The sequence below is a fragment of the Chryseobacterium cupriresistens genome (genome assembly GCF_046614675.1).
In the GTDB taxonomy this organism is placed as follows: Bacteria; Bacteroidota; Bacteroidia; order Flavobacteriales; family Weeksellaceae; genus Chryseobacterium; species Chryseobacterium cupriresistens.
On record NZ_JBKKJT010000003.1, the window covers coordinates 398490 to 421367 of the forward strand.

The 22878-nt window shown below is 36.8% G+C and carries 23 protein-coding genes; 20 read left to right on the top strand and 3 right to left on the bottom strand.

All coding sequences use genetic code 11. The features are described from left to right. The first annotated feature begins 44 nt into the window (after positions 1-44). The gene (gene argH, locus ACLI50_RS10700; protein ID WP_110011105.1) at positions 45-1349 is read left to right on the top strand and encodes an argininosuccinate lyase; all 1305 of its coding nucleotides are present in this window, start codon (positions 45-47) and stop codon (positions 1347-1349) included. A 431-nt stretch (positions 1350-1780) separates the two neighbouring features. On the opposite strand, the gene ACLI50_RS10705 is transcribed toward argH, so the two are convergent. Beyond that, positions 1781-2242 carry an Lrp/AsnC family transcriptional regulator gene (locus ACLI50_RS10705; protein WP_002980286.1) on the bottom strand — a complete coding sequence of 154 codons (462 nt, stop codon included), beginning with the start codon at positions 2240-2242 and terminating at the stop codon, positions 1781-1783. 240 nt (positions 2243-2482) lie between these two features. On the opposite strand from ACLI50_RS10705, the gene ACLI50_RS10710 reads away from it, so the two are divergent. The 12 genes from ACLI50_RS10710 to ACLI50_RS10765 all read left to right on the top strand — a co-directional run bounded on the left by ACLI50_RS10710 (position 2483) and on the right by ACLI50_RS10765 (position 15719). Further along, a complete protein-coding gene (locus ACLI50_RS10710) occupies positions 2483-3373 on the top strand; it encodes an aspartate carbamoyltransferase catalytic subunit (protein WP_110011104.1) in 891 nt (296 codons plus the stop codon). A 96-nt stretch (positions 3374-3469) separates the two neighbouring features. Further along, positions 3470-4543 (top strand): carbamoyl phosphate synthase small subunit, encoded by a 1074-nt coding sequence (locus ACLI50_RS10715; protein ID WP_411413727.1) that lies wholly within the window; start codon positions 3470-3472, stop codon positions 4541-4543. Positions 4544-4584: 41 nt separating this feature from the next. Continuing rightward, positions 4585-4938 (top strand): four helix bundle protein, encoded by a 354-nt coding sequence (locus ACLI50_RS10720; protein WP_062670677.1) that lies wholly within the window; start codon positions 4585-4587, stop codon positions 4936-4938. Positions 4939-4997: 59 nt separating this feature from the next. Continuing rightward, positions 4998-8180: a carbamoyl-phosphate synthase large subunit gene (gene carB / locus ACLI50_RS10725; RefSeq protein WP_411413728.1), complete on the top strand. Its 3183-nt coding sequence runs from the start codon at positions 4998-5000 to the stop codon at positions 8178-8180. Positions 8181-8298: 118 nt separating this feature from the next. Then, positions 8299-8742, top strand: a complete 444-nt coding sequence (locus tag ACLI50_RS10730) for a hypothetical protein (protein WP_343642144.1) — start codon at positions 8299-8301, stop codon at positions 8740-8742. A gap of 9 nt (positions 8743-8751) precedes the next feature. Continuing rightward, the gene (locus tag ACLI50_RS10735) at positions 8752-9210 is read left to right on the top strand and encodes a hypothetical protein (protein WP_343642146.1); all 459 of its coding nucleotides are present in this window, start codon (positions 8752-8754) and stop codon (positions 9208-9210) included. Positions 9211-9339: 129 nt separating this feature from the next. After that, complete coding sequence (locus ACLI50_RS10740; RefSeq protein ID WP_202843824.1) at positions 9340-9711, top strand: hypothetical protein; 372 nt, start codon at positions 9340-9342, stop codon at positions 9709-9711. A gap of 156 nt (positions 9712-9867) precedes the next feature. After that, complete coding sequence (locus ACLI50_RS10745; RefSeq protein ID WP_202843823.1) at positions 9868-10368, top strand: hypothetical protein; 501 nt, start codon at positions 9868-9870, stop codon at positions 10366-10368. A 52-nt stretch (positions 10369-10420) separates the two neighbouring features. Next, entirely contained in the window at positions 10421-10882 is a 462-nt protein-coding gene (locus ACLI50_RS10750) for a hypothetical protein (protein WP_202843822.1), read from the top strand. A 157-nt stretch (positions 10883-11039) separates the two neighbouring features. Next, positions 11040-13190, top strand: coding sequence for a TonB-dependent siderophore receptor (locus tag ACLI50_RS10755; protein WP_202843820.1), 2151 nt, complete (start codon positions 11040-11042; stop codon positions 13188-13190). Between the two features lie 218 nt (positions 13191-13408). Continuing rightward, entirely contained in the window at positions 13409-14683 is a 1275-nt protein-coding gene (locus ACLI50_RS10760) for a PepSY-associated TM helix domain-containing protein (protein ID WP_411413729.1), read from the top strand. Continuing rightward, a complete protein-coding gene (locus ACLI50_RS10765) occupies positions 14667-15719 on the top strand; it encodes an alpha/beta hydrolase (RefSeq protein WP_411413730.1) in 1053 nt (350 codons plus the stop codon). The genes ACLI50_RS10760 and ACLI50_RS10765 overlap by 17 nt, the downstream gene beginning before the upstream one ends. Positions 15720-15944: 225 nt before the next feature. Here the strand turns inward: ACLI50_RS10765 and ACLI50_RS10770 are convergent, their stop codons facing one another. Then, positions 15945-16973, bottom strand: a complete 1029-nt coding sequence (locus tag ACLI50_RS10770; protein WP_411413731.1) for a hypothetical protein — start codon at positions 16971-16973, stop codon at positions 15945-15947. An 18-nt stretch (positions 16974-16991) separates the two neighbouring features. Beyond that, positions 16992-17846, bottom strand: a complete 855-nt coding sequence (locus tag ACLI50_RS10775; RefSeq protein WP_411413732.1) for a hypothetical protein — start codon at positions 17844-17846, stop codon at positions 16992-16994. Positions 17847-17915: 69 nt separating this feature from the next. Between ACLI50_RS10775 and ACLI50_RS10780 the strand changes: the two genes are divergently transcribed. The 7 genes from ACLI50_RS10780 (at position 17916) to ACLI50_RS10810 (ending at position 22878) form a co-directional block, all read left to right on the top strand. Next, positions 17916-18434 carry a Crp/Fnr family transcriptional regulator gene (locus tag ACLI50_RS10780; protein WP_343642160.1) on the top strand — a complete coding sequence of 173 codons (519 nt, stop codon included), beginning with the start codon at positions 17916-17918 and terminating at the stop codon, positions 18432-18434. A 53-nt stretch (positions 18435-18487) separates the two neighbouring features. Further along, positions 18488-19033, top strand: a complete 546-nt coding sequence (locus tag ACLI50_RS10785) for a DinB family protein (protein ID WP_411413733.1) — start codon at positions 18488-18490, stop codon at positions 19031-19033. A 39-nt stretch (positions 19034-19072) separates the two neighbouring features. Beyond that, positions 19073-19585 carry a methylated-DNA--[protein]-cysteine S-methyltransferase gene (locus tag ACLI50_RS10790; RefSeq protein WP_343642164.1) on the top strand — a complete coding sequence of 171 codons (513 nt, stop codon included), beginning with the start codon at positions 19073-19075 and terminating at the stop codon, positions 19583-19585. A 94-nt stretch (positions 19586-19679) separates the two neighbouring features. Next, positions 19680-20447: an isocitrate lyase/PEP mutase family protein gene (locus ACLI50_RS10795; RefSeq protein ID WP_343642166.1), complete on the top strand. Its 768-nt coding sequence runs from the start codon at positions 19680-19682 to the stop codon at positions 20445-20447. Continuing rightward, positions 20444-21490, top strand: a complete 1047-nt coding sequence (locus ACLI50_RS10800) for a bifunctional transcriptional activator/DNA repair enzyme AdaA (protein WP_343642167.1) — start codon at positions 20444-20446, stop codon at positions 21488-21490. Before ACLI50_RS10795 ends, ACLI50_RS10800 begins: the two co-directional genes overlap by 4 nt. A gap of 51 nt (positions 21491-21541) precedes the next feature. Next, positions 21542-22147, top strand: coding sequence for a CDP-alcohol phosphatidyltransferase family protein (locus ACLI50_RS10805; protein ID WP_411413734.1), 606 nt, complete (start codon positions 21542-21544; stop codon positions 22145-22147). A 128-nt stretch (positions 22148-22275) separates the two neighbouring features. Next, positions 22276-22878 (top strand): DUF2911 domain-containing protein, encoded by a 603-nt coding sequence (locus tag ACLI50_RS10810; protein ID WP_062670647.1) that lies wholly within the window; start codon positions 22276-22278, stop codon positions 22876-22878.

Sequence of the window (22878 nt, forward strand, 5' to 3'; positions counted from 1 at the left end):
GCCGGGCATGTCAGAACCAACAAATATTTAAATCAAATATTATCATGAAAAAAATATGGCAGAAGGATGACCTTGCCACCAATATATTAGTCAATCAATTTACAGTCGGTAAAGATCTTGACTTCGACGAGCGTTTAGCCAAATATGACGTTAAAGGTTCTATGGCACATTGTAAAATGCTGGCAGAAACCGGCATTATTACAAAAGAAGAATCAGAGCAGATGTTATCTGTTTTAAATAGTATTTTAAATCAAATTGAGGATGGGACTTTTGAAATTGATAAAGAAGCTGAGGATATCCATTCTCAGGTAGAAGCGATCCTGATTGAAGAATTAGGAGATACGGGAAAGAAAATCCATACGGCACGATCAAGAAATGATCAGGTTTTACTGGATATCAAATTGTATTTATTGGATGAAATCCGTGAAATTACAGCCCTTACAGACGAGTTTTTTCAGATTTTAATTCAGCTGGCAGATCAGCATAAAAATGTTCTGCTTCCGGGATATACCCATTTCCAGATTGCGATGCCTTCATCATTTGGGTTGTGGTTCGGAGCTTATGCAGAAGCGCTTTTGGATGATGTGGAAATGCTGTTTTCAGTGAAGAATATCATTAATAAAAATCCACTGGGATCAGCTGCTGGTTATGGTTCGTCTTTTCCGATCAATCGTGAAAGTACCACCTATAACTTAGGCTTCCAGTCCATGAATTACAATTCTGTGTACGCTCAGATGACCCGTGGAAAGTCAGAAAAAATGCTGGCCATGGCGATGGCTACTTTAGCGGGAACGCTTGGCAAGTTCGCTTATGATGTATGTCTTTATCTGAGCCAGAACTTTGATTTTATCAGTTTTCCAAAAGAATTTACTACGGGAAGCAGTATTATGCCGCACAAAAAAAATCCGGATATCTTTGAGCTGGTTCGTGCACGATGCAACAGAATTCAGTCACTTCCAAACGAACTGATCCTTTTAACAAGCAATCTGCCTTCAGGATATCACAGAGATGTACAGCTGACAAAAGAAATTCTTTTCCCTGCGATAGATTCTTTAAAGGAATGTCTGGAAATCTTAAGCTATACTTTACCGAATATTAAGGTGAAAGACGGGATTCTGGAGGACGAGAAATACAAATACCTTTTCAGTGTGGAAAAGATCAATGAAGAGGTGAAAAGCGGAAGCTCTTTCCGTGATGCTTATGTAAAAGTAGGGCAGGAGATTGAAAACAATACGTTTGAATTTGAACCCGGAAATCTTGAACATACCCATCAGGGAAGTATAGGAAATCTTTGTCTGGATAAAATAGAATATCAGTTCAATAAACTGAAAAATAAATTATTGGGTTAGAATCTAAGCCATTAAGGTCATCAAAACTTAGGCAAAAATCAGTAGAATTTCTAAAATTATTTTAGCCTGCTGTCTTTTCGTTGTGGAAGCCTTAATCTTAAATCTTATCTGCTTAAGTGATCTTAATGGTTGGATTTTACTCTGCTCTTTGAATTTGATGATTGATCTTTAAACTGACTATGGTTGAAAATTGAGATTAAATCTGCTGTATAAAATTTTATCAGAGATAAAATCTTTGCGCCTTAAAGCATAAAGTTTATAAATTTCTTTTGCGTCTTTGCGTTTTCTAACAAAATAGTAGAAATGAAAAGGTTGGTATACGCAAATGCGCAAGGAATTGTATAATAAATATTTCTCTTTTAAGACGCAAGAAAATCAAAGATTTGCAGCAATTGAAATAAGAATGAATAATGAGTTTAAAATAGAAGGGATTATTCCAGATCAATTTTAAATTTGGTAGATTTTTTTACCTCGTGAAGGACAATGGAACTGTGGTACTGCCCGATATTGGGAATGTTTGAAATAACATTAACCGCAAATTCGTTATAAGAATTGATGTCCTTGGCAATAATCTTCAACATATAGTCGTACTCTCCGGAAAGACTGATGATTTCCTGTACTTCATCATATTTTCCGATATGGTTCTCAAAAGTTTCCAAAACTTTCTTGGATTGTTCCTTGAGACGCACATTACAATAGACTACAATATTTAAACCCAGTTTTTCACGGTTTAAAAGTCCCACATACTTCTGAATGATCCCCTGCTTCTCCAGTTGTTTGATTCGCTCATACGTAGGAGTAAAGGTAAGACCTATCTTTTCGGAAATTTCTTTTACCGATAATGTAGAGTCTTCCTGAATAATGCTGAGAATCATTTTGTCTTTTAAATCCATAGAATAAATTTGAGTGTTAACAAAAATATTAATTTTAAATGAGAATAAGGGAAGACTGAAGTTTTTAATTTATTTTAAACATAATTTTTGCCAGTTCATAAAATTGTTGTATCTTTGCACCTAATGAATAAAAAAGCATTTATATCATTAGATTTACCGGGCGAAAGCGCCCTTTACGATATTTATTGTTATTAGCGAAGATTGTTGTCTTCGCTTTTTTTATGCCCAAAAATTAGAAATATGTTTACGATTACAGAACTAAGCACCGAGAGAATCAACAGTATACTGACAGAAGCACTGGCTTTTGCAAACGGTAAAACTGCTAAAATTGAAGGAGAAGTTTTTTGCTCAAATCTTTTCTTCGAAGACAGTACAAGAACAAAAACAAGTTTTGATCTTGCAGAAAGAAAACTGGGACTTCAGGTAGTTCCTTTTGATGCATCACACAGTTCGGTAAACAAAGGGGAGAGTCTTTATGACACTGTAAAGACTATTGAAAGTATAGGAGTGAACCTTGTAGTAATCCGCGATAAGAAAGACAGATACTTTGAAGAACTGAAAAATATTAACATTCCGGTGATCAACGGAGGAGACGGAACAGGAAACCACCCTTCACAATGTATGCTGGATTTGCTGACTATCTATCAGGAATTCGGAAAGTTTGAAGGATTGAAAGTAGGAATTGTAGGAGATGTAAAACACAGTCGTGTAGCCAACTCAAACGCAGAGGCATTACGAAGACTGGGAGCAAAAGTTTACTTCTCAGGACCGGAACAATGGTTTGACGAAGGAGCCTTAATCAACGGAACTTATATGTCGGTAGATGAACTGATCGGCGAAGTGGATGTGTTAATGCTATTAAGAATCCAGCACGAAAGACACGATTCCGCGATGAGTTTCACTGCTTCAGAATACCATAAAAGATATGGTCTGACGAAAGAAAGAGAAAAGGCGATGAAAAAAGAAGCGATCATCATGCATCCGGCTCCCATCAACAGAGGAGTGGAAATAGATTCGGATCTTGTGGAATGCGAAAGATCAAGAGTTTTCAAACAAATGCAAAACGGAGTATTCGCAAGAATGGCCATCTTAAAAGGAGCATTGGAAAGCAAAGGGTATACTTTTAAATAAGAACCAGGATAAAAGTAAAAAGTAAAAAGGTAAAGAGCCCGGTAGGGGCGACCTGTTAATGACATATAATAAAATAATAAGAGATAAAAGTTTAAAATGAAGAAAAAATTAATACTGGAGTCCGGTGAAGTGTTTCATGGAGAAGGTTTCGGAGCAGAATTGGAAACTGCAGGGGAAGTAGTTTTCAATACCGGAATGACAGGGTATCAGGAATTGATTTCTGACCCATCGTATTGCGGTCAGATAGTTTGTATGACCTATCCGCTTATCGGGAATTATGGTATTAACCGTGATGATTATGAAAGTATCGAGCCGGCAATTAAAGGGCTTATCGTAAAAGAACTTTGCGATCTTCCTTCCAACTTCCGTACTCAGATCACTTTAGATGAATTATTTAAAAAGAAAAGCCTTTCAGGAATTTCAGGAATCGACACCAGAAGACTGACAAGAGTTCTTCGTAACCATGGAGTAGTAAAAGGTAAGATTGTAAACGCTGATGCAGACGAAGCTGCTGTAGCTTCTGAGTTGAGATCAACAAATTTCCCAACCAACCAGGTAGAGGAGGTTTCTACAAAAACACCTTATGCTAATCCAAACAGAGGTTTCAAAGTAGTATTGGTAGATTTCGGAGCCAAACTGGGAATTATCAGAGAACTGTCTCAAAGAAACTGTGACATCATCGTGGTTTCTCAGGATACCACAGCAGAAGAAATTCTATTGATGAATCCGGACGGAATTATGTTGTCAAACGGTCCTGGTGACCCTGAAGATGTACCACATGCTTTAGACATGATCAGAGGATTATTAGGAAAAGTCCCAATCTTCGGAATCTGTTTAGGACACCAGTTAATTGGTCTTGCTTGCGGAGCAAAAACTTTCAAACTGAAATTCGGACACAGAGGAGGAAACCACCCGGTATTGGATCTGGAGAAAAATACAGTAGCCATTACTTCTCAAAACCACGGATATGCGGTAGATCAGGAAAGTTTAAAAGGGACAGACCTTATCGAAACGCACATCGCCCTGAATGACAGAACAAACGAAGGATTAAAACACAAAATCCACCCTTGCTTCTCCGTTCAGTATCACCCTGAAGCAAGCCCGGGTCCTGAAGATGCAAACTACCTGTTTGACGAGTTCATTCAAATGATGGAGGACTTTAAGAAATAAGAGAGACTTCAGATATTAGACATCAGATAGCAGACTTTATCATGCATAATTTTGAAAAATTGGTCTTTTGGCAGAAATCTATTGAACTTGCAAAACAGGTTTATATCATTTGTGCAGAGTTACCTAAAGATGAAAAGTTTGGTTTGATTTCTCAAATTAAAAGATCTGTAATCTCTATTCCTTCAAATATAGCTGAAGGTGCAGGAAGAAATAATGATAGAGAATTTTATCATTTTCTTGGAATAGCAAATGCATCCTCCTTTGAGTTACAGACCCAGTTAATTTTAACTAGAGAATTAAATTTACTTGAAGCAGAAAAAGTTAATGGTTTAATATCAAATCTAAATGAAATTCAAAGAATGATTTATACATTCAAATCTAATTTAAAAAAGTAAAACAACCTGTTGGAAGTCTGAAATCTGACATCTAACATCTTGTATCTAAAAAAAGAAAAATGGCAAAACGTACAGATATAAAAACAATTTTAGTAATCGGTTCAGGACCTATTATCATCGGTCAGGCAGCTGAATTCGATTACGCAGGAACGCAGGCTTGTCTGTCTCTGAAAGAAGAAGGCTACAAGGTAATTTTGATCAACTCAAACCCTGCAACGATCATGACGGATGTGGAAATCGCTGATAAAGTATATATCGAGCCGATTTCATTACAGTTTGTAAGCCACATCATCAGAAAAGAACGTCCGGATGCTTTATTACCAACTCTTGGAGGCCAGACAGGTCTTAACATGGCGGTAGAACTGGAGAAATCAGGAATTCTTGAAGAGTGCAAAGTGGAAGTATTGGGAACCAAGCTTTCTGCCATCAACAGAGCAGAAGACAGAGACCTTTTCCGTGAGCTGATGAGAGAACTGAACGAGCCGGTACCGGAATCTGATATTGTCAATACGGTAGAAGGAGCTCTTGCTTTTGCAGATGAAATCGGATATCCTGTAATTGTTCGTCCTGCCTTTACAATGGGAGGAACCGGAGGTGGTATCGCTTCCACAGAAGCTGAATTGAAAGAAATCGCTGAATTGGGATTAAAGCACAGCCCGGTTACACAGTGCCTTATTGAAAAATCAATCGCAGGATTCAAAGAAATTGAGTACGAAGTAATGCGTGATGCAAACGACAACGCCATTGTGGTTTGTAACATGGAAAATATAGACCCTGTAGGTGTTCACACAGGAGACTCTATCGTAGTTGCGCCTTCTCAGACGCTTTCAGACAGAGAATATCAGCTGCTGAGAAATGCTTCACTGAAAATCATCAGAGCATTAGGAATTGAAGGAGGATGTAACGTACAGTTAGCTTTAGATCCGCATTCATTCGATTACTATATCATCGAAGTAAACCCGAGAGTTTCCCGTTCATCAGCATTAGCAAGTAAAGCAACAGGTTACCCGATTGCAAAGATTGCTGCAAAGATTGCTGTAGGATTGACTCTGGATGAAATCATGAACCCGGTAACAGGAAAAACATATGCATGTTTTGAGCCGGCTCTTGACTATGTGGTAACAAAATTCCCAAGATTCCCATTCGATAAATTCGAAACGGCAGACAGAAGACTTTCTACTCAGATGAAAGCTACTGGAGAAGTAATGGCAATCGGAAGAAACCTTGAAGAATCATTACAGAAAGCGATTCGTTCACTGGAAACAGGAATCAAGCATTTAGGTTTAAAAACCAAGCAGGCTCAGGCACTTACTGCTGAAGAAATCGAAAGAAGAATCAGAGTATGTGATGACGAAAGATTATTCATCATCGGGGATGCTTTAAGAAGAGGATACGACTGGGAGCAGATCGTAGAATGGAGTAAAATTGACAAGTTCTTCATCTGGAAGCTGAAAAAACTGGTTGACTTCGAAAAAGTAATCGCTGAAAACAAATTCGATAAAGAAACCCTGATTGAAGCGAAGAGATTAGGCTTTGCAGACATCAACATCGCAGTTCTTTGGGATGTAAAAGAGCGTGAGGTTTTCAACTTCAGAAAAGAAAACGGAATCATGCCGGTGTACAAAATGGTAGACACCTGCGCCGCTGAGTTTGAAAGTGAAACACCTTACTTCTACGGTACGTACGAAGAAGAAAATGAAAGTGTAGTTTCTGACAAAGAAAAAATCATCGTACTAGGTTCAGGACCAATCAGAATCGGGCAGGGAGTAGAATTTGACTACGCAACCGTTCACTCCGTATGGGCAATCAAAGAAATGGGTTACGAAGCGATCATCATCAACAACAACCCGGAGACAGTTTCTACAGACTTCTCCATCTCTGATAAATTATATTTCGAGCCGCTTACTGAAGAAGATGTAATGAACATCATCGAGCTTGAAAAGCCTAAAGGAGTAGTGGTACAGTTCGGTGGACAGACTGCCATCAACCTTGCAGATAAATTAGCCGCTCACGGAGTACAGATTTTGGGAACTTCACTGGAAGATCTTGACAGAGCTGAAAACAGAGATAAATTTGAAAAAGCACTTCAGGAGCTTGGAATTCCTCAGCCAAAAGGAAGAACTTCAACTTCCAAAGAAGAAGCGATAAAAATTGCCAACGAAATCGGATATCCGGTATTGGTACGTCCAAGCTACGTTCTTGGAGGTAGAGCAATGGAAATCGTATATGCTGAAACAGAATTGGCTCACTACATGGAGCACGCAGTAGATGCGAGTCCTGAACACCCTGTTTTGGTCGACAAGTACATGGTAGGAAAAGAAATCGAAGTAGATGCCATCTGCGACGGTGAAACGGTAGTGATTCCTGGAATTATGGAGCACATCGAAAGAGCAGGGGTTCACTCCGGAGACTCAATCGCGGTATATCCTCCACAGAATATCTCTCAGAGTGAAATCGATACTTTGGTAGATTACACGCAGAGACTGGCAAAAGGACTGAATGTTATCGGATTAATGAATATCCAGTACGTTCTTTTCGAAGGAAATGTCTATGTAATTGAAGTAAATCCACGTTCTTCAAGAACAGTTCCTTTCTTATCTAAAATCACAGAAGTTCCGATGGCAAACCTTGCAACAAAGGCAATCCTGGGACAAAAACTGAAAGATTTAGGTTACGAAAACGGATTGGTTCCAAATAAAGAAGGCGTATTTGTAAAAGTACCGGTATTCTCTTTCTCTAAGCTAACGAAAGTTGATATCTCTTTAGGCCCGGAAATGAAGTCTACAGGAGAAGTTATGGGGAAAGATACAACCCTTGAAAAAGCACTTTACAAAGGATTGGTAGCAGCGGGAAGAAAAGTCCCTATGCACGGATCTATCCTGTTCACAGTAGCTGATAAGCATAAAGATGAAGCAGCAGCTCTTGCAGCAAGATTCCATGAAGTTGGATTCAGAATCTGGGCTACGGAAGGTACTGCAAAGTTCTTCGAAGAAAAAGGAATCCCTTGCAAGATCGGATACAAAATAGGAGAGGAAGATGTAAACCTTATTGACCTGATTCAGAAAGGAAAAGTTCAGTATGTTGTGAATACCACTACAAAAGGTAAGCAGGCAGAAAGAGACGGATTCCAGATCAGAAGAATGAGTGTGGAAAACGGTGTTCCTTGTTTAACTTCAATGGATACGGTAGAAGCCATCTTAAAAGTAATCGAAAGCATGAGCTTCAAAATGGAGACAATGTAATTTCGAGCCAGAATAAATACTTAAATTCCGCAAGTTTTCTTGCGGAATTTTTTTATCATTTAATCTAAACAGAGAGGATTCTGTTTATTTTTGCAAAAGCCATTTAAACTTCAATATAATGAGTATAAAATCAATTACGATAGGATTTCTATGTTGTATTTTCGTAACAGTGCTTTCAGGATGTTCCTGGATAACTGATTTCTATATTCAAAACCTGACTGGATCTAAAAAAATAATTAAGATCAATTACAGTTATCCCATCTCAAAAGCAATTGATAATGAGGTTAATAGCTTTGCATTTAATTATGAAAATAGAATATTGTCCCCTCGATCTTTCTATAAAATCAAAAATCCAAAGTCTCTTGAAAAAATAGAAATAAAAGATTCTTCCATTGTTCTTGAGCTTTATCCAAATTCAACAACAAAAATTTACACAAGCCATAATGGAAGCTGGAGATATCGGATTAAAAGTGTTGAGATTAATGGAACCATTTTTTATCCTTCAGAATTAATAAATAAAAGCAGATATATCAGTAAGGGTTATGTTTATAAAATTAATTAAAAGTTTACTATGAATTTTTATTTGAAAATAAAACAGACTTTTCTAAAAAGCGTAATAGCGTTTATACTTATTATGGGTTTTCAGGCCAAAGCTCAAAAATCCCAGTTTAATATTGTTGGAAACTGGGAATCCATTGATTACTGGAAGAGTAAAGGCAAAGCAGGCTTTACTAAGGATGGATATGTATCTATTACAATTAACGGGGAAGAAATTGACGGCAAGAATTTTATCATTCACGGAGGTCCTAATAATGGACAAAAGGGTGAACTCAAATATAAAATTGATGTGGAAACGACACCAATTCATATTGATTTTATTGCACTAAAAGATAATCAGGAAAAAGGAAGACTGCTAGGAATTATCGTACCTGTTAACTATTCAAAATTCCTTATGCTGATCAACATGAATGGGAAACGGCCTGAAAGTATAGATCATGATGAAACAATGACACTTACAAAGATTAAATGAAATTGATCTGAAAAACAGTTTAAACCTCATACATTTCAGCAATTTATGAGGTTTTTCTATATAAATTCTATAATTTAGTTTAGTCAATATTTCGGTTAAAAAGAATATTGTGGTATTATCAATTATTCTATGAAAAAAACACTATTTGCGCTCACTTTTGTATTAGGAGTTATATGTATTCTCAATATCAATTTTCCATTAAAAAAGCAGGATATCTATGGAAAATATATTAACATGAATTTTGATAAGCCAATTTGCTGTGTGGAAGCTCCTCACACTGCTGATACTTTAGTTTTATATGAAGACAATACATTTAGAAGTAAATTTTATGGAATGGGTACATATAAATTATATAATGGAATAAATCCTGAAATAGAACTTCATTATACTGATTTTGGTCAACCAGCTGCTTACAAAACCTATTTTTTAAATGGGATTTTTGAAAAGCCTAAAATTAGTCTAAATGCAGATTCAAACCATTATTATGAAAAACTTGATTGAAAACACACAACTTTCGATTAATTATCAGTTATTTTAATCACATCAACCTAAAAATGCATTTATGTTTGCCGAATTATTTATAAATTAGAGCGTTAAAATTCAAGCTGTTATTATTATTTAAAAACTAATACAATTCCACCAAATCAAAATATAACCATGGCAGAATATTATGCAAAATCAAGCAATTCTTTAACTTTTGAAATTACAAAAGAAGAAAAATTAATTGGGAAACTTGCTTACACAAGTTGGTTTAAATTTAATGCTGTCATTGAAATTGCAAATGGTAAGATCTATCAGGTAGAGCCGAAAGGTTTTTGGGGAACTACCATTGAGCTGAAAGATCAGGAAAGAGTCCTTCTGAAATTCAGAATGAACTGGAACGGGGAAATTGTAGTGCAGACTTATTTTGACGGCGTGAAGAATGGCTATCTTTTTAAACACAGAGGCATTTTTAAAGAATCATTTGTCCTTACAGCTCAGGACGGCATCGAGCTGATGATCATAAAACCCCATCTGAAATGGACTTCTATGAATTACGAATACCAGATCACCACCTCTGATGCCTATGAAACCCTTCCGGAAAAAGAAATCGTTTTAATTAATGCACTGCATTGCGCCAATTATTATATGTCGATGATGGCCGCTGCTGTTATATAAGACAGTTAAATTAAAACTTTAGCAATAAGTTACCTTTATTTTTATTGGCCTTATGGTAAAAAAGAATTGTGTCCTGAGTATTTTCGGACTGCTATTACTATTTCAATGTAATCCTGTTAGCAAAAATTACAAAAAAGAATTTGAAAAATTTGTTTTTGATTCTGATCAGGTTTTATCCAATGGTGATATTTTACATCCTGCTTATGCCTATCTTAAAGATGGAAAATTAAAAGGTCTTGAGTTTAATAATCATCCAGAATGTGGAGAAAATACCAAAAGATATTTTTTTTCTGAAAATGAAAAAATAAAGAAGATTGTTATTGAGAAAAATTATTATAATGAAAGCTGTGGCAAAACTTTTGACTCATTATTCATTATATATCCCGTATTGGGCAAAACAATTGTGTATGCGGATAATACAAACGCAAAAGAAATAGAAGGTAATGTTTTGCGGGAGGAAAAAATTAATATTGATCGCTATATGAAAATGATTAAAAATTGGAAAAATAAATAAAAAAACTTATATATTGATTGAATAAAGGGTTTTCGGAATTTTCGAAAACCCTTTATTTATGGGCTATTTCATTGAGTAAGTTTTATGATTTGTGTCATGTTTTTATTTAGAATTAATAAAAATAAAATAATTTTGTAGAACTAACTTAATTATAAACATGAAAAAAACTATTATTTCTGCAGCTCTATTAGCCGTAACGATGCTGAGTGCCCAGCAAACAGATACCATTAAAGTGGCTGAAATTCAATCCGTATCGCTCCAGGGAACTCACAATTACAGAACAAAAAAATCTGAATCTATCGCAAGGCTTCCTCTGGAAAATCTTGAAAACCCTACTGTTTATAATCTTGTTCCCAAAGAAATCATCAGTGAAATGGGAGCCATGGATTTCAACACAGCGATGGCTTCTGCTCCAGGAGTGGTCGTAAGCAATAGTGTAAACGACAGTGGAAATGATATTTTTATGAGAGGTTTCAGTTCCAATGCCAGTTTCAGAAACGGACTGACTCAAAACCCAAGAGTGCAGTCTGAGATCGCTAATATCGAGAGAGTAGAAGTAATAAAAGGTCCATCCGGAACTTTATTCGGAGGAACATTAGCCAATTATGGCGGTGTGGTGAATATCGTTACGAAAAAACCACAGGAAAATTTCGGAGGAATTATCAATTATACCACCGGAAGCTGGGGAATGAACAGAATCACAGCCGATGTAAACACCCCTTTGAACAAAGAAAAAACAGCTTTGGCAAGATTCAATGTGGCAGCCTATTCCCAGGATTCTTTTCAGGATGCAGGGTATAACAAAGGATTATTCTTCTCCGGAAGCGTTCTGTATAAAGTAAGCGACAAAACCACAGTGACACTTGATACCGAGTTCCATGCTCCGGATAAAACATTGAATGCTTATGTAAGAAACTCAGAAAAGCTGACCTTACACTCCATGAAAGACCTGGAAGTAGCCTACAAAAGAGCGTTTACTAGTAATGATATCGGCTCCAAAAGAACCAACTTTGTAACGATGGCTGAGGTTACCCATAAATTCAATGACCAGTGGACGTCAAGGACATCTTACCAAAGAGGAGAAGCCAATGAAAGCGAATCTATCTTTTTAGTACTCAGATATCTGAATAATAATCAGGTAGAAAGAATGATCCGTCCTTTTGACAGCTTTAAAGTGACCACAGACAATATCCAGCAGAATTTTACAGGAGATTTTAAAATAGCAGGGTTAAGAAACCGTCTGGTAGTAGGAATAGATTACTTCCAGCAAACAACAAAATATCAGTTCCCTTACTATGAGGCCAACGGATACAGTAATGTTTTCATGCCTTATGATAAAGTGAATCTCGACAGCTCTTCCGCATGGGATCCTATCTCAAGAAACAAATTCATGAATAAGGAAAGAAAATCCACAGAATCGGATATTACAAGATTCAGAACCATCAGCGGTTATATTTCCAATGTTTTAAATATCACAGATAATTTGCTGGTAATGGCCAGTTTGAGAGTAGACAGCTATAAAAATGATGATATGGTGGTAAATGGTGTAGAGATCTCTACCAAAAACGGATATCCTGAAAATAAAGTTTCCGGTTACAGCCAGACCCAGTTTTCACCAAAGTTCGGATTGGTGTATGAAATTGTAAAAGATCAGATCTCATTCTTTGCCAATTATGTGAATGGATTTAAAAACTATGCTCCATCACTGAATGAAGTGGGTATCCTGACAAAGTGGGATCCTGAACAGGGAAATCAGATTGAAACAGGTTTTAAAGTGGATCTGTTCCATAAAAAACTACTGACGACCGTGAGTTACTACAATATTAATGTTAAAAACAGACTGGTTGCAGATCCGGGCGGAATAGGAAGTATTCAGGATGGGAATATCAAAAGTCAGGGACTGGAAATAGGCATCATTGCCAACCCTTTCAAAGGATGGAATATCGTTGCCGGATATGGTTATAACGATAACAAATATGATGACCGGAGCAAAGACAGCGGAAAAAGAATTGCCTGGACTCCAAAACATGTTGCCAATCTATGGACAAGCTACAAAATTATGGATGGTGCATATGAAGGACTTGGTTTCGGAGCCGGATTTAATTTTGTAGACCAGACCTATATCAACATCACCAATCATTTTCTTGCTCCTTCTTATACTACGGTAGGTGCTACAGTTTTTTATGACAGGAAAAAATACAGAATCGGTCTGAAAATGAATAATGCGCTGAATGAAAAATACTGGAACTTCTACGGACAGCCACAGAAGCCAAGAGAAATTCTTGCCAATTTTGCATTCAAATTTTAAATCTAAAAAAACAAAAATAATCTCAACGAAAATATAAGGAGGAAAACCGCAAAGGCACAATGCTTTGATTAATAATAAACAATGTTTCTGATGCCTCAAATATGCTAAAGTAAATGGCATCAGGAATAACTCTTTCACTTTACAAATGCGCCGTTATTATAATCCTTTTGTGCCTTTGCATTTTCTGCTGAAACATGTTGAGTAGATGAAAAACAGATATGGAGAACAAAAAAACTAATCCTAAGAAAAAACAGGGAAAATCCATCACCAAAAAGATCACCGGCTGGATACACCTCTGGCTTGGGCTGGTTTCGGGAATCATTGTTCTTACAGTGACTCTTTCAGGAACTGTATTTGTCTTCTGTGACGAAATCATTGATCTGTGCGGCGGAAGCGCAAAATATGTCCAGGCTCCGGCTAATGCAGAAAAAATGACCCCCGAAGAGTTGCTTGCCCACTTTCACCAGCAGGTTCCGGACAGAAAAGCGTTCTATTTTGATACCTACAAAGATGCTGACAGAAGTTTCAGAGTAGCTTCAGCAACGAAGCCTCCTAAAGATAAAAGTGCGGACAAGGCAGACAAACCAAAGAAAAAAGGCCGTGGTTCACGAGGTGTATTTGCCTATCATTATCTTGACCCTTACACCGGAAAAGTAATCGGTTCTACCAAAAGCTATGAGTTTTTCTATGTTGTAGCCCATATTCATGCGCAGCTATTGGCAGGAAAGTTTGGGAAAACGGTGGTTGGCGTTGCTTCCATCATCTTTTTTGTTCAGCTTATCGGTGGACTGATTCTTTGGTGGCCAAAAAAATGGAACAAAACAACCAGAACAACCGCTTTTAAAATCAAATCCGGAACGAAATGGCGCAGGAAAAACTACGATTTCCATAATGTCTTTGGGTTTTATTCATTGCTTCCGGCTGTGTTTATTACCATTACAGGATTGATTATGGCATACAAGGTCTTAACCGATCTTACCCAGCAGGCTTTCGGAGGAGCCGTGGATGCCCATACCATTGCAGAAAAATATGAACCTAAGTTTGATCCGGAGAAAAAAGCTCTGACCTATACTGATTTTCTTGACAGAAAATTTAAGGAGTTTCCTGATGCAAAACAGTTCAGAATGAGTATTTCGAGAAATGATTCCGCAACGGTCTATCATGTGGTGGCAGCTCAGTTTATTGGTCTGAAAAGCCTTATCAACGGAAAAAGGATGGAAACCAACAAATACACCGGAAAAGAAATTGATTATCCTGAAGAAGTACAGAAGCACGAAGTGATAGAGCACATGAACTTTGACCTTCATGTAGGGTATTGGGGCGGAATGTTTGGTAAAATATTCACCTTCATTATCGGAATCATCTGTACAAGTCTGCCGGTTACCGGATTCCTGATCTGGTGTGGCAGAGGAAACAAATCGCCCAAAAAGAATAAAGAAATTAAGAACATTCATCAACACAGAAAAGATTCGCACCATGAACAGCTGGTTTAAAATTATTGCCCTCTCACTACTTTTAGTATTTACCTCCGGAAAAGCTCAGGACAAACTGGTGATAGGAGAAAAACAAAACCTATTTTCAAAAGTTTTAAACGAAAACAGAGAAATCTGGATTCATCTTCCTAAAACCTATAACGACAATACTATCAATCCTGCTAAATACCCGGTGATCTATCTTCTGGATGGAGAAATCAATTTTGAATATTACACAGGATTAACGGATTTCATTGCCAGAACTCCCTATGCCGACATTCCTGAATGTATTGTGATAGGCATAAAAAATACAGAAAGAACAAGAGATCTTACCCCAACGAAAGCTCAGAAGAAAAGTCCTGTAAACCCTAATATCACTCTTTTTGCAGACAGTGGCGGAAGTGAAAATTTTGTAAAATTTATACAGGAAGAATTGAAACCATTCGTTAATAAAAACTATAGAACGCAGGATTATTCAGTGTTGGTAGGCCATTCTTTCGGAGGTCTGTTTGCGATCAATACCTTCCTTTTACATCCGGATTATTTCAATGCTTATGTTGCGAATGATCCCAGTTTATGGTGGGACAATAAAGTAACCATCAAAAGAACGAAAGAGTATCTGGAAAAGAATAAGAACTTTCCTGCAAAAAAATCTTTGTATGTTTCTCAGGCAGACAATGAAGAACAGCAGAAAAACTGGAACTCCGATATGACCCAGGCTATTGAAGAATTTAAAGGAATGATAGAAAAAAACGGATCATTAAACTATAAACATAGCTTTTTCGAAGGAGAAACCCACGGAACTGTTTCCTATCCCGGAAATTATGAAGCATTAAAGTTTATATTCAAAGGTTTCAGAACCGATATAAAACAACTTGCCAAAAATCCCAAACTGCTTGAAGAAGACTATAAAAAGTTTTCCGAAAAGATGGGAACAGATTTTATTCCTTCAGAGGCCTATCTGAATGTAGTGATCAAATTTATGAAAAGTAATGGTTTTAAAGAGCCCGAAACTTATTTTATGAATCTGAAAGACAACTATTATCCTGAGCAATAATGCATTGAAAATAAAAACCAAATCCGTTTACCAACAGATTTGGTTTTTTATATCTTGATTCTAAAGTAAGCTTTGGCTAAAGCAGATTTATTCTAAAGAACTATCCTCACAGTTTGTCATTCCGATTTCTTTTATTTAGATGATAAGAGTATAGATTCCTACGGAATGGACAACTGAGTGTATAATGGATTATTCCGGTAGAAATCTGAATAATTTTTCAGTGAATTAATGCCTGTTATCACAATTAATCGGGAAATCCTTCTCCTTTTGATCTAAAAAGCTGATGGAAGGACAGCCAAAAGACTGTGCCATGAATCCAAAAATAACAGGAGGCTTTCCTTTGAACAGGTGGCCGGTATATTGGAAAACATTGGCTTCATCAGCATCTATTCCATACAGAGGAACAAACTCTCCGCCATCACTTCCTGCAAGGCTGAAGGTCTTTTCCGCAATTTTTTCCTTACGATCATTGATGACTGCAAGCTTACGTTCTGTGATATTTCCTTCTTCAAGATAATCCTGAAGATAATAGGTCAGATTTTCATATTGTGACTGATAGGTTTTTCCCTTGGTAAGTTTGGACTGACTAAAATATTTTCCTGAACTGGCCGCATCAGCTTTTTGCCATTTCACAGCTTTCATTTTATGGTCTACGAAAGGATTTTTATTTCCAAAATAAGCGATAGCATTAGTATAACGGTCGTATTCTGTTGTTTTTTGATGAGTAGCCACCTGGAATCCCATCATATAAGAATCCGGGTCTAAATCCTGATCATCGGAATAAGGACTTAAGTAGGCCACGGCTTTTAATTGGCTGACTGGCATTTTTTGAAGTTGATTAGAACGATACTCATAGATGTACAGAGAATCATTTTCTGTGAGATGAATTCCTTCAAGCAGTTTTTTTCTGCTGGGAGCATCCAGTTCAAAATGCTGGCGTTCCTCATAAGTCATCTGTTTCCGGTTTTTCATAATAGCTTCAGGTACAGGCTGTACTCCTTTATAGATATCCGAAACAGAAATGAAAATATCCATATCAGAATCTTTTTCTGCAGATGAAATGACAGACAGACTGAAAATATTAAAATCCGTATAATCTATTTTCTCTTCAGTTTTTACCGTTTTTACAGAATCATTCGTTGTTTTTATTTCTGTAACCACTGTTTTTTTCTCTTCTTTCTTACAGCTTACAATAGCCAATGGCAAAAATAAAAGCGCAGCGACGGTTTGGGGTTTTATAATCTTTTTTAGCATTAAAGTGTTTATCATATTCTAATTCATTTTGTAATAAGGTTCTGAAAAATATTTGCTGGGTTTAATGTAAGCCATTTTCCTTTCTGCATCAAAGATCCAGATAAATCTTCGGAGCATATCGGCACCGAGATAACTTACATTTTGTGTTTTCAGTTCCCCGGAGAAAAACCCTACGGAAACATCTTTAAACACATTGTTTCCCAATTTAAAATAGGGAAGAACAGCTTGTTGGGTAATTAAAGTTTTGCCTTCAGAATTCTTTAGGATTTTCTCTCCTGTTATCTTCAATTTTTTTTCAAGATGTTGTTTTTCAGCGAATTCGTTGCTGTAGAGTATAGCTCCTGAAAACCCGGATTGCAAAACAAAATAGGCTTCCTGCTGCTGATCATCTTCAAGGATATTATCTGCGGCTAGGTAAAATCCTTCATGATCCAGAATGATATTGATGGGTTGGTAGTCTTTCAGATCCGGCATTTTGTCGTAGATCACAAACTGGTTGTTATCGTAATCAATTTTAAATGCTTTCCCTTCAAAAATTCCGGTTCCGATTTTTCCGTCCGCTTCATGACCTGTCAGCTGATTGTCAAAAAAACGCACATTTTCCTGGATGATCTTTCCGATCTCAACAGTATTATTATCGCTGATTTCTTCTTTATTAAAAATAAGATGACCTGCTTTGCGCTTGCTGTCGGGAGAAATTGAATAATCCTTCATGGCGATCTGAAACATCAGATCCAGAGAATCCTTTTTGTTGACAAGGGTTTTGACAATGATATTATTGTGTTTTGTGATCCGGAAGGGGATGGTCTGCTGTGCTTTCATACCATACAATCCGGCAGAAAGCAGTATGAAAAGTACTGTTCTTTTGAGCATTATCAGTGATTAGTGTTTTAAAACTTTAAAATTACCTATTATCTTTGGAAAAGCAAATAATAAAATGAAATGGTTGAAAAATTGCTTCAGAGCGGAATCCATTGGGAAAAGAAAGCATTCAGACGGAATGAGTTTCTGAAGATTTCAGGCAGTACAGATACCTCTATTTATTTTATAGAAAAAGGAAGTGTCCGGATCTTTATGATGGATGAAGATGAAGAAAGGATCATTCGTTTCGGATACACAGGAAATATTATTGTCAGCCTGGATTCCTTTTTGTCGGGAAAGCCTTCGGAACTTTACATTCAGGCGATTAAGAAAACAACGGTGAAAGTAGCTTCGAAAAAGGATTTCTATGCGTTGATACAATCAAATGAAGAACACATGAAATTCTGGATGAGTGTTCTGGAAGATCTCGTACTACAACAGCTTGAAAGAGAAAAAGATCTGCTGATCAATGCTCCCGGAGAACGCTTTGAAAGAGTTTTAAAACGAAGTCCGAAGCTGTTTCAGGAAGTTCCCAATAAATATATCGCCAATTATCTGAGAATGTCACCGGAAACCTTGTCCAGACTGAAAAAATCTTGAGTTCAGTCAAGATTTAAGAACAACCAGATCAGCATATTTGCATAAAAAACGTAATGAAAATTTCAACCTCAGAATTACTGGATGAGTTAAAAAACAGAACAAAGCAGCATTTACAGTTTGCTGAAATGTTGTCTTCAAAGACTGAACATGATCTGAATTTCAGAACTTCCGCAGACAGCTGGAGTATATTGGAATGCCTGGAACATCTCAACCGCTATGGTGATTTCTATATTCCTGAAATAAGCCGTGCTATTTCCTATGCTGGAAAATCCTCATCAACTTTTTTTAAGCCCGGGATTCTTGGAAACTATTTTGCTAAAAGCATGCTTCCCAAAGAGAATCTGAATAAGATGAAAACGCTTAAAGCCATGAATCCTATCCACAGTAATCTGAATAAAGGTGTAGTGGATACATTCATAAAACAGCAGGAAAAAATGCTTGAGTTATTGGAAAAAGCACAAAAGGTTGATCTGGAAAAGACAAAAACAAATATCAGTATCTCAAAGCTGATCAGGCTGAAGCTGGGAGACACTTTCCGGTTTGTTATTTACCACAATCAAAGGCATGTTGAACAGATAAAAATAATTTTAACGGATTAAAAACAAGTATGATTTCCAAAAATGCTTACTTTTAAACGAATGGAAATTATACACCAAAAAAATATATCAACCCCTTTGGGTGAAATGATCGCCTGTGCCGTGGATCAGGGAATCTGTCTGCTTGAATTTACTGACCGGAAGAATATCGAAAAACAGCTGAAGGCCCTGTCAAAAGTTTTAAAAGCTGATATTGCAGAAAAAGAGCATCTTCATTTTGTACAGCTGGAGAACGAACTGAAAGAATATTTTGAGGGAAAAAGAAACCGTTTTGAAGTTCCGTTGTTTACTACCGGAACAGAGTTTCAGGAGAAGGTCTGGCAGCTGCTGCGTGAAATTCCGATGGGAGAGATAAGAACCTACAAGCAGCAGTCAGAAATACTGGGAAACCCCAAGGCGATACGTGCCGTAGGAACAGCCAATGGAATCAATAAAATTGCGATTTTGATTCCCTGTCATCGTGTGATAGGCTCAAACGGTGAATTGGTAGGCTATGCAGGAGGAATCTGGAGAAAACAAAAACTGCTGGAGCTTGAAAAGGCCATCTTATTTTAAACCAAAATTTACATTCGGAGAATTATAAAAAATAGGTGTTCATTTTTCGGTTGTAGAACAGGTAGTAATCTTTCTACTTTTGAATAAAAAAATTATGATCAGTTTTAAACAGTTACATCATGGTGAAGAACCGTTACTTTTGGGTAATGTATGGAATGTAGAAAGCGCAAAGGTATACGAAAAGCTGGGCTATAAAGCATTGGCAACCTCAAGTTCGGCAGTCGCACTGAGTTTAGGATATGAAGATGGAGAAGAGATGACCTTTGAAGAATATTTTTATATCATCAAGAGAATCAGAGCTTCCGTTTCAATTCCTTTGTCGGTAGATCTGGAATCCGGATATGGTCTTGAAAATGATACGGTAGTTTCAAATATCATGAAACTTATAGAAATTGGAATATCGGGGATTAATATTGAAGATACCAACGTTATTGACGGAATACGAGAACTCATAAACAGAGATGTTTTCTATGAAAAATTAAAAGATATTTTTATCAAATTAGGAGAAAACAGAGATAAGGTATTTATCAATGTACGCACAGATCCTTTTTTACTGAATATTGAAAATGCGCTGGAAGAAACTTTAGAGAGAATCAAACTGTTTGAAGAACTTAAAGCCGATGGCGTTTTCATTCCGGGCATGACAGCTGAAAAGGAGATCAGAACTATTACAGAAGCTACTTTTCTTCCCGTGAATGTTATGGCTCTTCCTGATTTACCCGATTTTGATACGCTTAAAGCATTAGGGGTAAAAAGAGTTACTTCAGGTGCTTTTATGTACAGACATATCTACCGAGAGCTCGAAAAAGCAAGTCAGGAAATTACAAACGTAAGAAGTTTTTCACCTCTTTTTATCTCATGATGGAACTTACAGAAAAAATAATGTACGAGGCATCTTATATCAAAGATGTTTCATTTGAAGGGATATTCTGGATGGGCGTAAAAACCACAGGGATATTCTGCAGACCGACCTGTACCGCACGGAAACCGAAATTTGAAAATGTAGAGTTTTTTTCCAATACCAAAGATGCAATGCTCAAAGGATATCGCCCGTGTAAAGTGTGCAGACCTTTGGAAAACCTCAATGCCACACCTCCGTATATCAAAGATTTATTGAAAGAAATTGCCAACGATCCCGCATTAAAGCTTAAAGATTACGATCTTGTAAAAAGAGGATTGGAACCCGCAACAGTCCGCAGATGGTTTCTGAAACACCATGGGATTACGTTTCATGCTTTCCAGAGAATGTCAAAACTCAATACAGCATTTAAAAAACTTCAACAGGGAGAATCGGTTACAGAGGTAGCATTTGACACAGGATATGAAAGTCTGAGCGGTTTTAATGAGAGTTTTAAAAATATTTTTGGAGTATCACCTAAGAATAATTCCATGGAAAAGATCATTGATCTGAAGAGAATAGAAACGATGCTGGGAACAATGATAGCCTGTGCCGATGAACATGGAATCTGTCTTTTAGAATTTTCCGACAGAAAAGCGCTTCCGACAGAATTAAAAAGTGTTGCGGAATATTTTAAAGCAAACATTATACAAGGAGAAAATCCTCATTTTGTTACGCTGGAAGAAGAATTGAAAGAGTATTTTGAAGGAAAAAGAACCGCATTTACAGTTCCTATTTCCCCTGTAGGAACAGCTTTTCAGAAAGAAGTCTGGGCTATTCTTCAGGAAATTCCTTATGGTGCAACAAGAAGCTATCAGGAACAGGCAGATATTATGGGAAATCCTAAATCCGTAAGAGCTGTAGCCAATGCTAATGGTCTGAATAAGATATCCATTATAATCCCTTGTCATCGCGTAATTGGAAGCAACGGACAATTAACAGGCTATGGAGGTGGAATCTGGAGGAAACAAAAGCTGTTGGAATTGGAAAAGGCTATATTATTTTAGAAAATAATTTATTCTTATCTTTCGCTGCTACAAAACGTTTTCCATCTTTTTATGAAATCGAAAATTCCGGTAATTCTCATTTTTGCAAGACTCATAATTGGCTTTATCATCATTTCTTTAAGCCTTATTAAGGTAGAAAATTATCAGATAATTGCTGCCGTCCTTTTATCCATAGGCTTACTGACTGATATCTTTGATGGGATTATAGCAAGATATCTTGATGTCTCAACTCAGAAACTCAGACGTCTTGATTCTACAGTTGACCAGATATTTTTTATATCAGTGGGAGTGGCTACGTATATCCAGTGCCCTGTTTTCTTTGAAACCCATGTTTACAAAATAAGTATTCTGGCAGGAGCCGAAGCTCTTATTTATCTGGTAAGCTTTTTAAAATTCAGAAAAGAAGTTGCTACCCATTCTATTGGTGCCAAGATCTGGACTTTATTACTTTTTGGAACATTAATTCAGGTTATTTTACAATGTCAGTCTGTCATTCTGTTCAACCTTTGTTTTTGGGTTGGCCTGCTTACAAGGGCAGAGATTATTGCTATTCTTTTTATATTGAAAACCTGGACGAATGATGTTCCTTCTGTTTTTCATTCAATACGACTTAGGAAAGGGAAAACTATTAAGAAAAGTAAAATATTTAATAGTTGATTATTTAATTTTAAAAAGGATTTGGTTAAAAAATACCTGTATAGAAAAATATCGGTAAAACAAATTTTAACGAAGTTTATGAAAGCTAATTCGCTCTGAATTTTGTAATTTTAAACAAAAATTTACACGTGAAAAAGTTACTAGCAGCAGTTTGCATTTCAGTTTCAGCATTCAGTTTTGCTCAGGATTATTCTGTGCCGGCAGCAAGTCCGCGCCAGAAGGTTGAGCAGCAGTTTTCAATGTCTAAAATTACCATTGATTATGGAAGACCGGGAGTGAAGGGACGTAAAATTTTCGGAGAACTGGTTCCTTATGGCCAGGTTTGGAGAGCGGGAGCGAACTCTTCTACAAAAATTACTTTCGGACAGGCCGTTAACTTCGGTGGGAAAACAGTGCCTGCAGGAACATACGGATTGTTCATCGTTCCTACAGAAAAAGAATGGAAAGTTATCCTTAATAAAGATTTCCAGCAATGGGGAGCTTATACTTACGATCCAAAACAGGATGTAGTAGACGTTACGGTACCGGTTAACAAACTGACAGACAAACAGGAATGGTTTGAAATCACTTTAAATCCTACAGATGAAAACTCAGGAAACCTGGTTATCAAATGGGATATGGCTCAGGCAGAAGTTCCTTTGAAACCGTCCAAATTAGACACTGTCATCAAGATTTCCGACAAGTTGAAAGAAATCAAGAAAATAGAATCAGATTCTACTAAAAAAGGCTAA

What these genes read in the sequence shown, in the direction of transcription:
- ACLI50_RS10770 (WP_411413731.1), bottom strand. Translation starts at nt 16,973, where the DNA reads ATGCTAAAAAAGATTATAAAACCCCAAACCGTCGCTGCGCTTTTATTT.
- ACLI50_RS10775 (WP_411413732.1), bottom strand. Translation starts at nt 17,846, where the DNA reads ATGCTCAAAAGAACAGTACTTTTCATACTGCTTTCTGCCGGATTGTAT.
- ACLI50_RS10720 (WP_062670677.1), top strand. Translation starts at nt 4,585, where the DNA reads ATGCATAATTTTGAAAAATTGGTCTTTTGGCAGAAATCTATTGAACTT.
- ACLI50_RS10790 (WP_343642164.1), top strand. Translation starts at nt 19,073, where the DNA reads ATGGAAATTATACACCAAAAAAATATATCAACCCCTTTGGGTGAAATG.
- carB (WP_411413728.1), top strand. Translation starts at nt 4,998, where the DNA reads ATGGCAAAACGTACAGATATAAAAACAATTTTAGTAATCGGTTCAGGA.
- ACLI50_RS10805 (WP_411413734.1), top strand. Translation starts at nt 21,542, where the DNA reads ATGAAATCGAAAATTCCGGTAATTCTCATTTTTGCAAGACTCATAATT.
- ACLI50_RS10765 (WP_411413730.1), top strand. Translation starts at nt 14,667, where the DNA reads ATGAACAGCTGGTTTAAAATTATTGCCCTCTCACTACTTTTAGTATTT.
- ACLI50_RS10730 (WP_343642144.1), top strand. Translation starts at nt 8,299, where the DNA reads ATGAGTATAAAATCAATTACGATAGGATTTCTATGTTGTATTTTCGTA.
- ACLI50_RS10740 (WP_202843824.1), top strand. Translation starts at nt 9,340, where the DNA reads ATGAAAAAAACACTATTTGCGCTCACTTTTGTATTAGGAGTTATATGT.
- ACLI50_RS10745 (WP_202843823.1), top strand. Translation starts at nt 9,868, where the DNA reads ATGGCAGAATATTATGCAAAATCAAGCAATTCTTTAACTTTTGAAATT.
- ACLI50_RS10785 (WP_411413733.1), top strand. Translation starts at nt 18,488, where the DNA reads ATGAAAATTTCAACCTCAGAATTACTGGATGAGTTAAAAAACAGAACA.
- ACLI50_RS10735 (WP_343642146.1), top strand. Translation starts at nt 8,752, where the DNA reads ATGAATTTTTATTTGAAAATAAAACAGACTTTTCTAAAAAGCGTAATA.
- ACLI50_RS10795 (WP_343642166.1), top strand. Translation starts at nt 19,680, where the DNA reads ATGATCAGTTTTAAACAGTTACATCATGGTGAAGAACCGTTACTTTTG.
- ACLI50_RS10750 (WP_202843822.1), top strand. Translation starts at nt 10,421, where the DNA reads ATGGTAAAAAAGAATTGTGTCCTGAGTATTTTCGGACTGCTATTACTA.
- ACLI50_RS10755 (WP_202843820.1), top strand. Translation starts at nt 11,040, where the DNA reads ATGAAAAAAACTATTATTTCTGCAGCTCTATTAGCCGTAACGATGCTG.
- ACLI50_RS10780 (WP_343642160.1), top strand. Translation starts at nt 17,916, where the DNA reads ATGGTTGAAAAATTGCTTCAGAGCGGAATCCATTGGGAAAAGAAAGCA.
- ACLI50_RS10715 (WP_411413727.1), top strand. Translation starts at nt 3,470, where the DNA reads ATGAAGAAAAAATTAATACTGGAGTCCGGTGAAGTGTTTCATGGAGAA.
- ACLI50_RS10760 (WP_411413729.1), top strand. Translation starts at nt 13,409, where the DNA reads ATGGAGAACAAAAAAACTAATCCTAAGAAAAAACAGGGAAAATCCATC.
- ACLI50_RS10710 (WP_110011104.1), top strand. Translation starts at nt 2,483, where the DNA reads ATGTTTACGATTACAGAACTAAGCACCGAGAGAATCAACAGTATACTG.
- argH (WP_110011105.1), top strand. Translation starts at nt 45, where the DNA reads ATGAAAAAAATATGGCAGAAGGATGACCTTGCCACCAATATATTAGTC.
- ACLI50_RS10705 (WP_002980286.1), bottom strand. Translation starts at nt 2,242, where the DNA reads ATGGATTTAAAAGACAAAATGATTCTCAGCATTATTCAGGAAGACTCT.
- ACLI50_RS10800 (WP_343642167.1), top strand. Translation starts at nt 20,444, where the DNA reads ATGATGGAACTTACAGAAAAAATAATGTACGAGGCATCTTATATCAAA.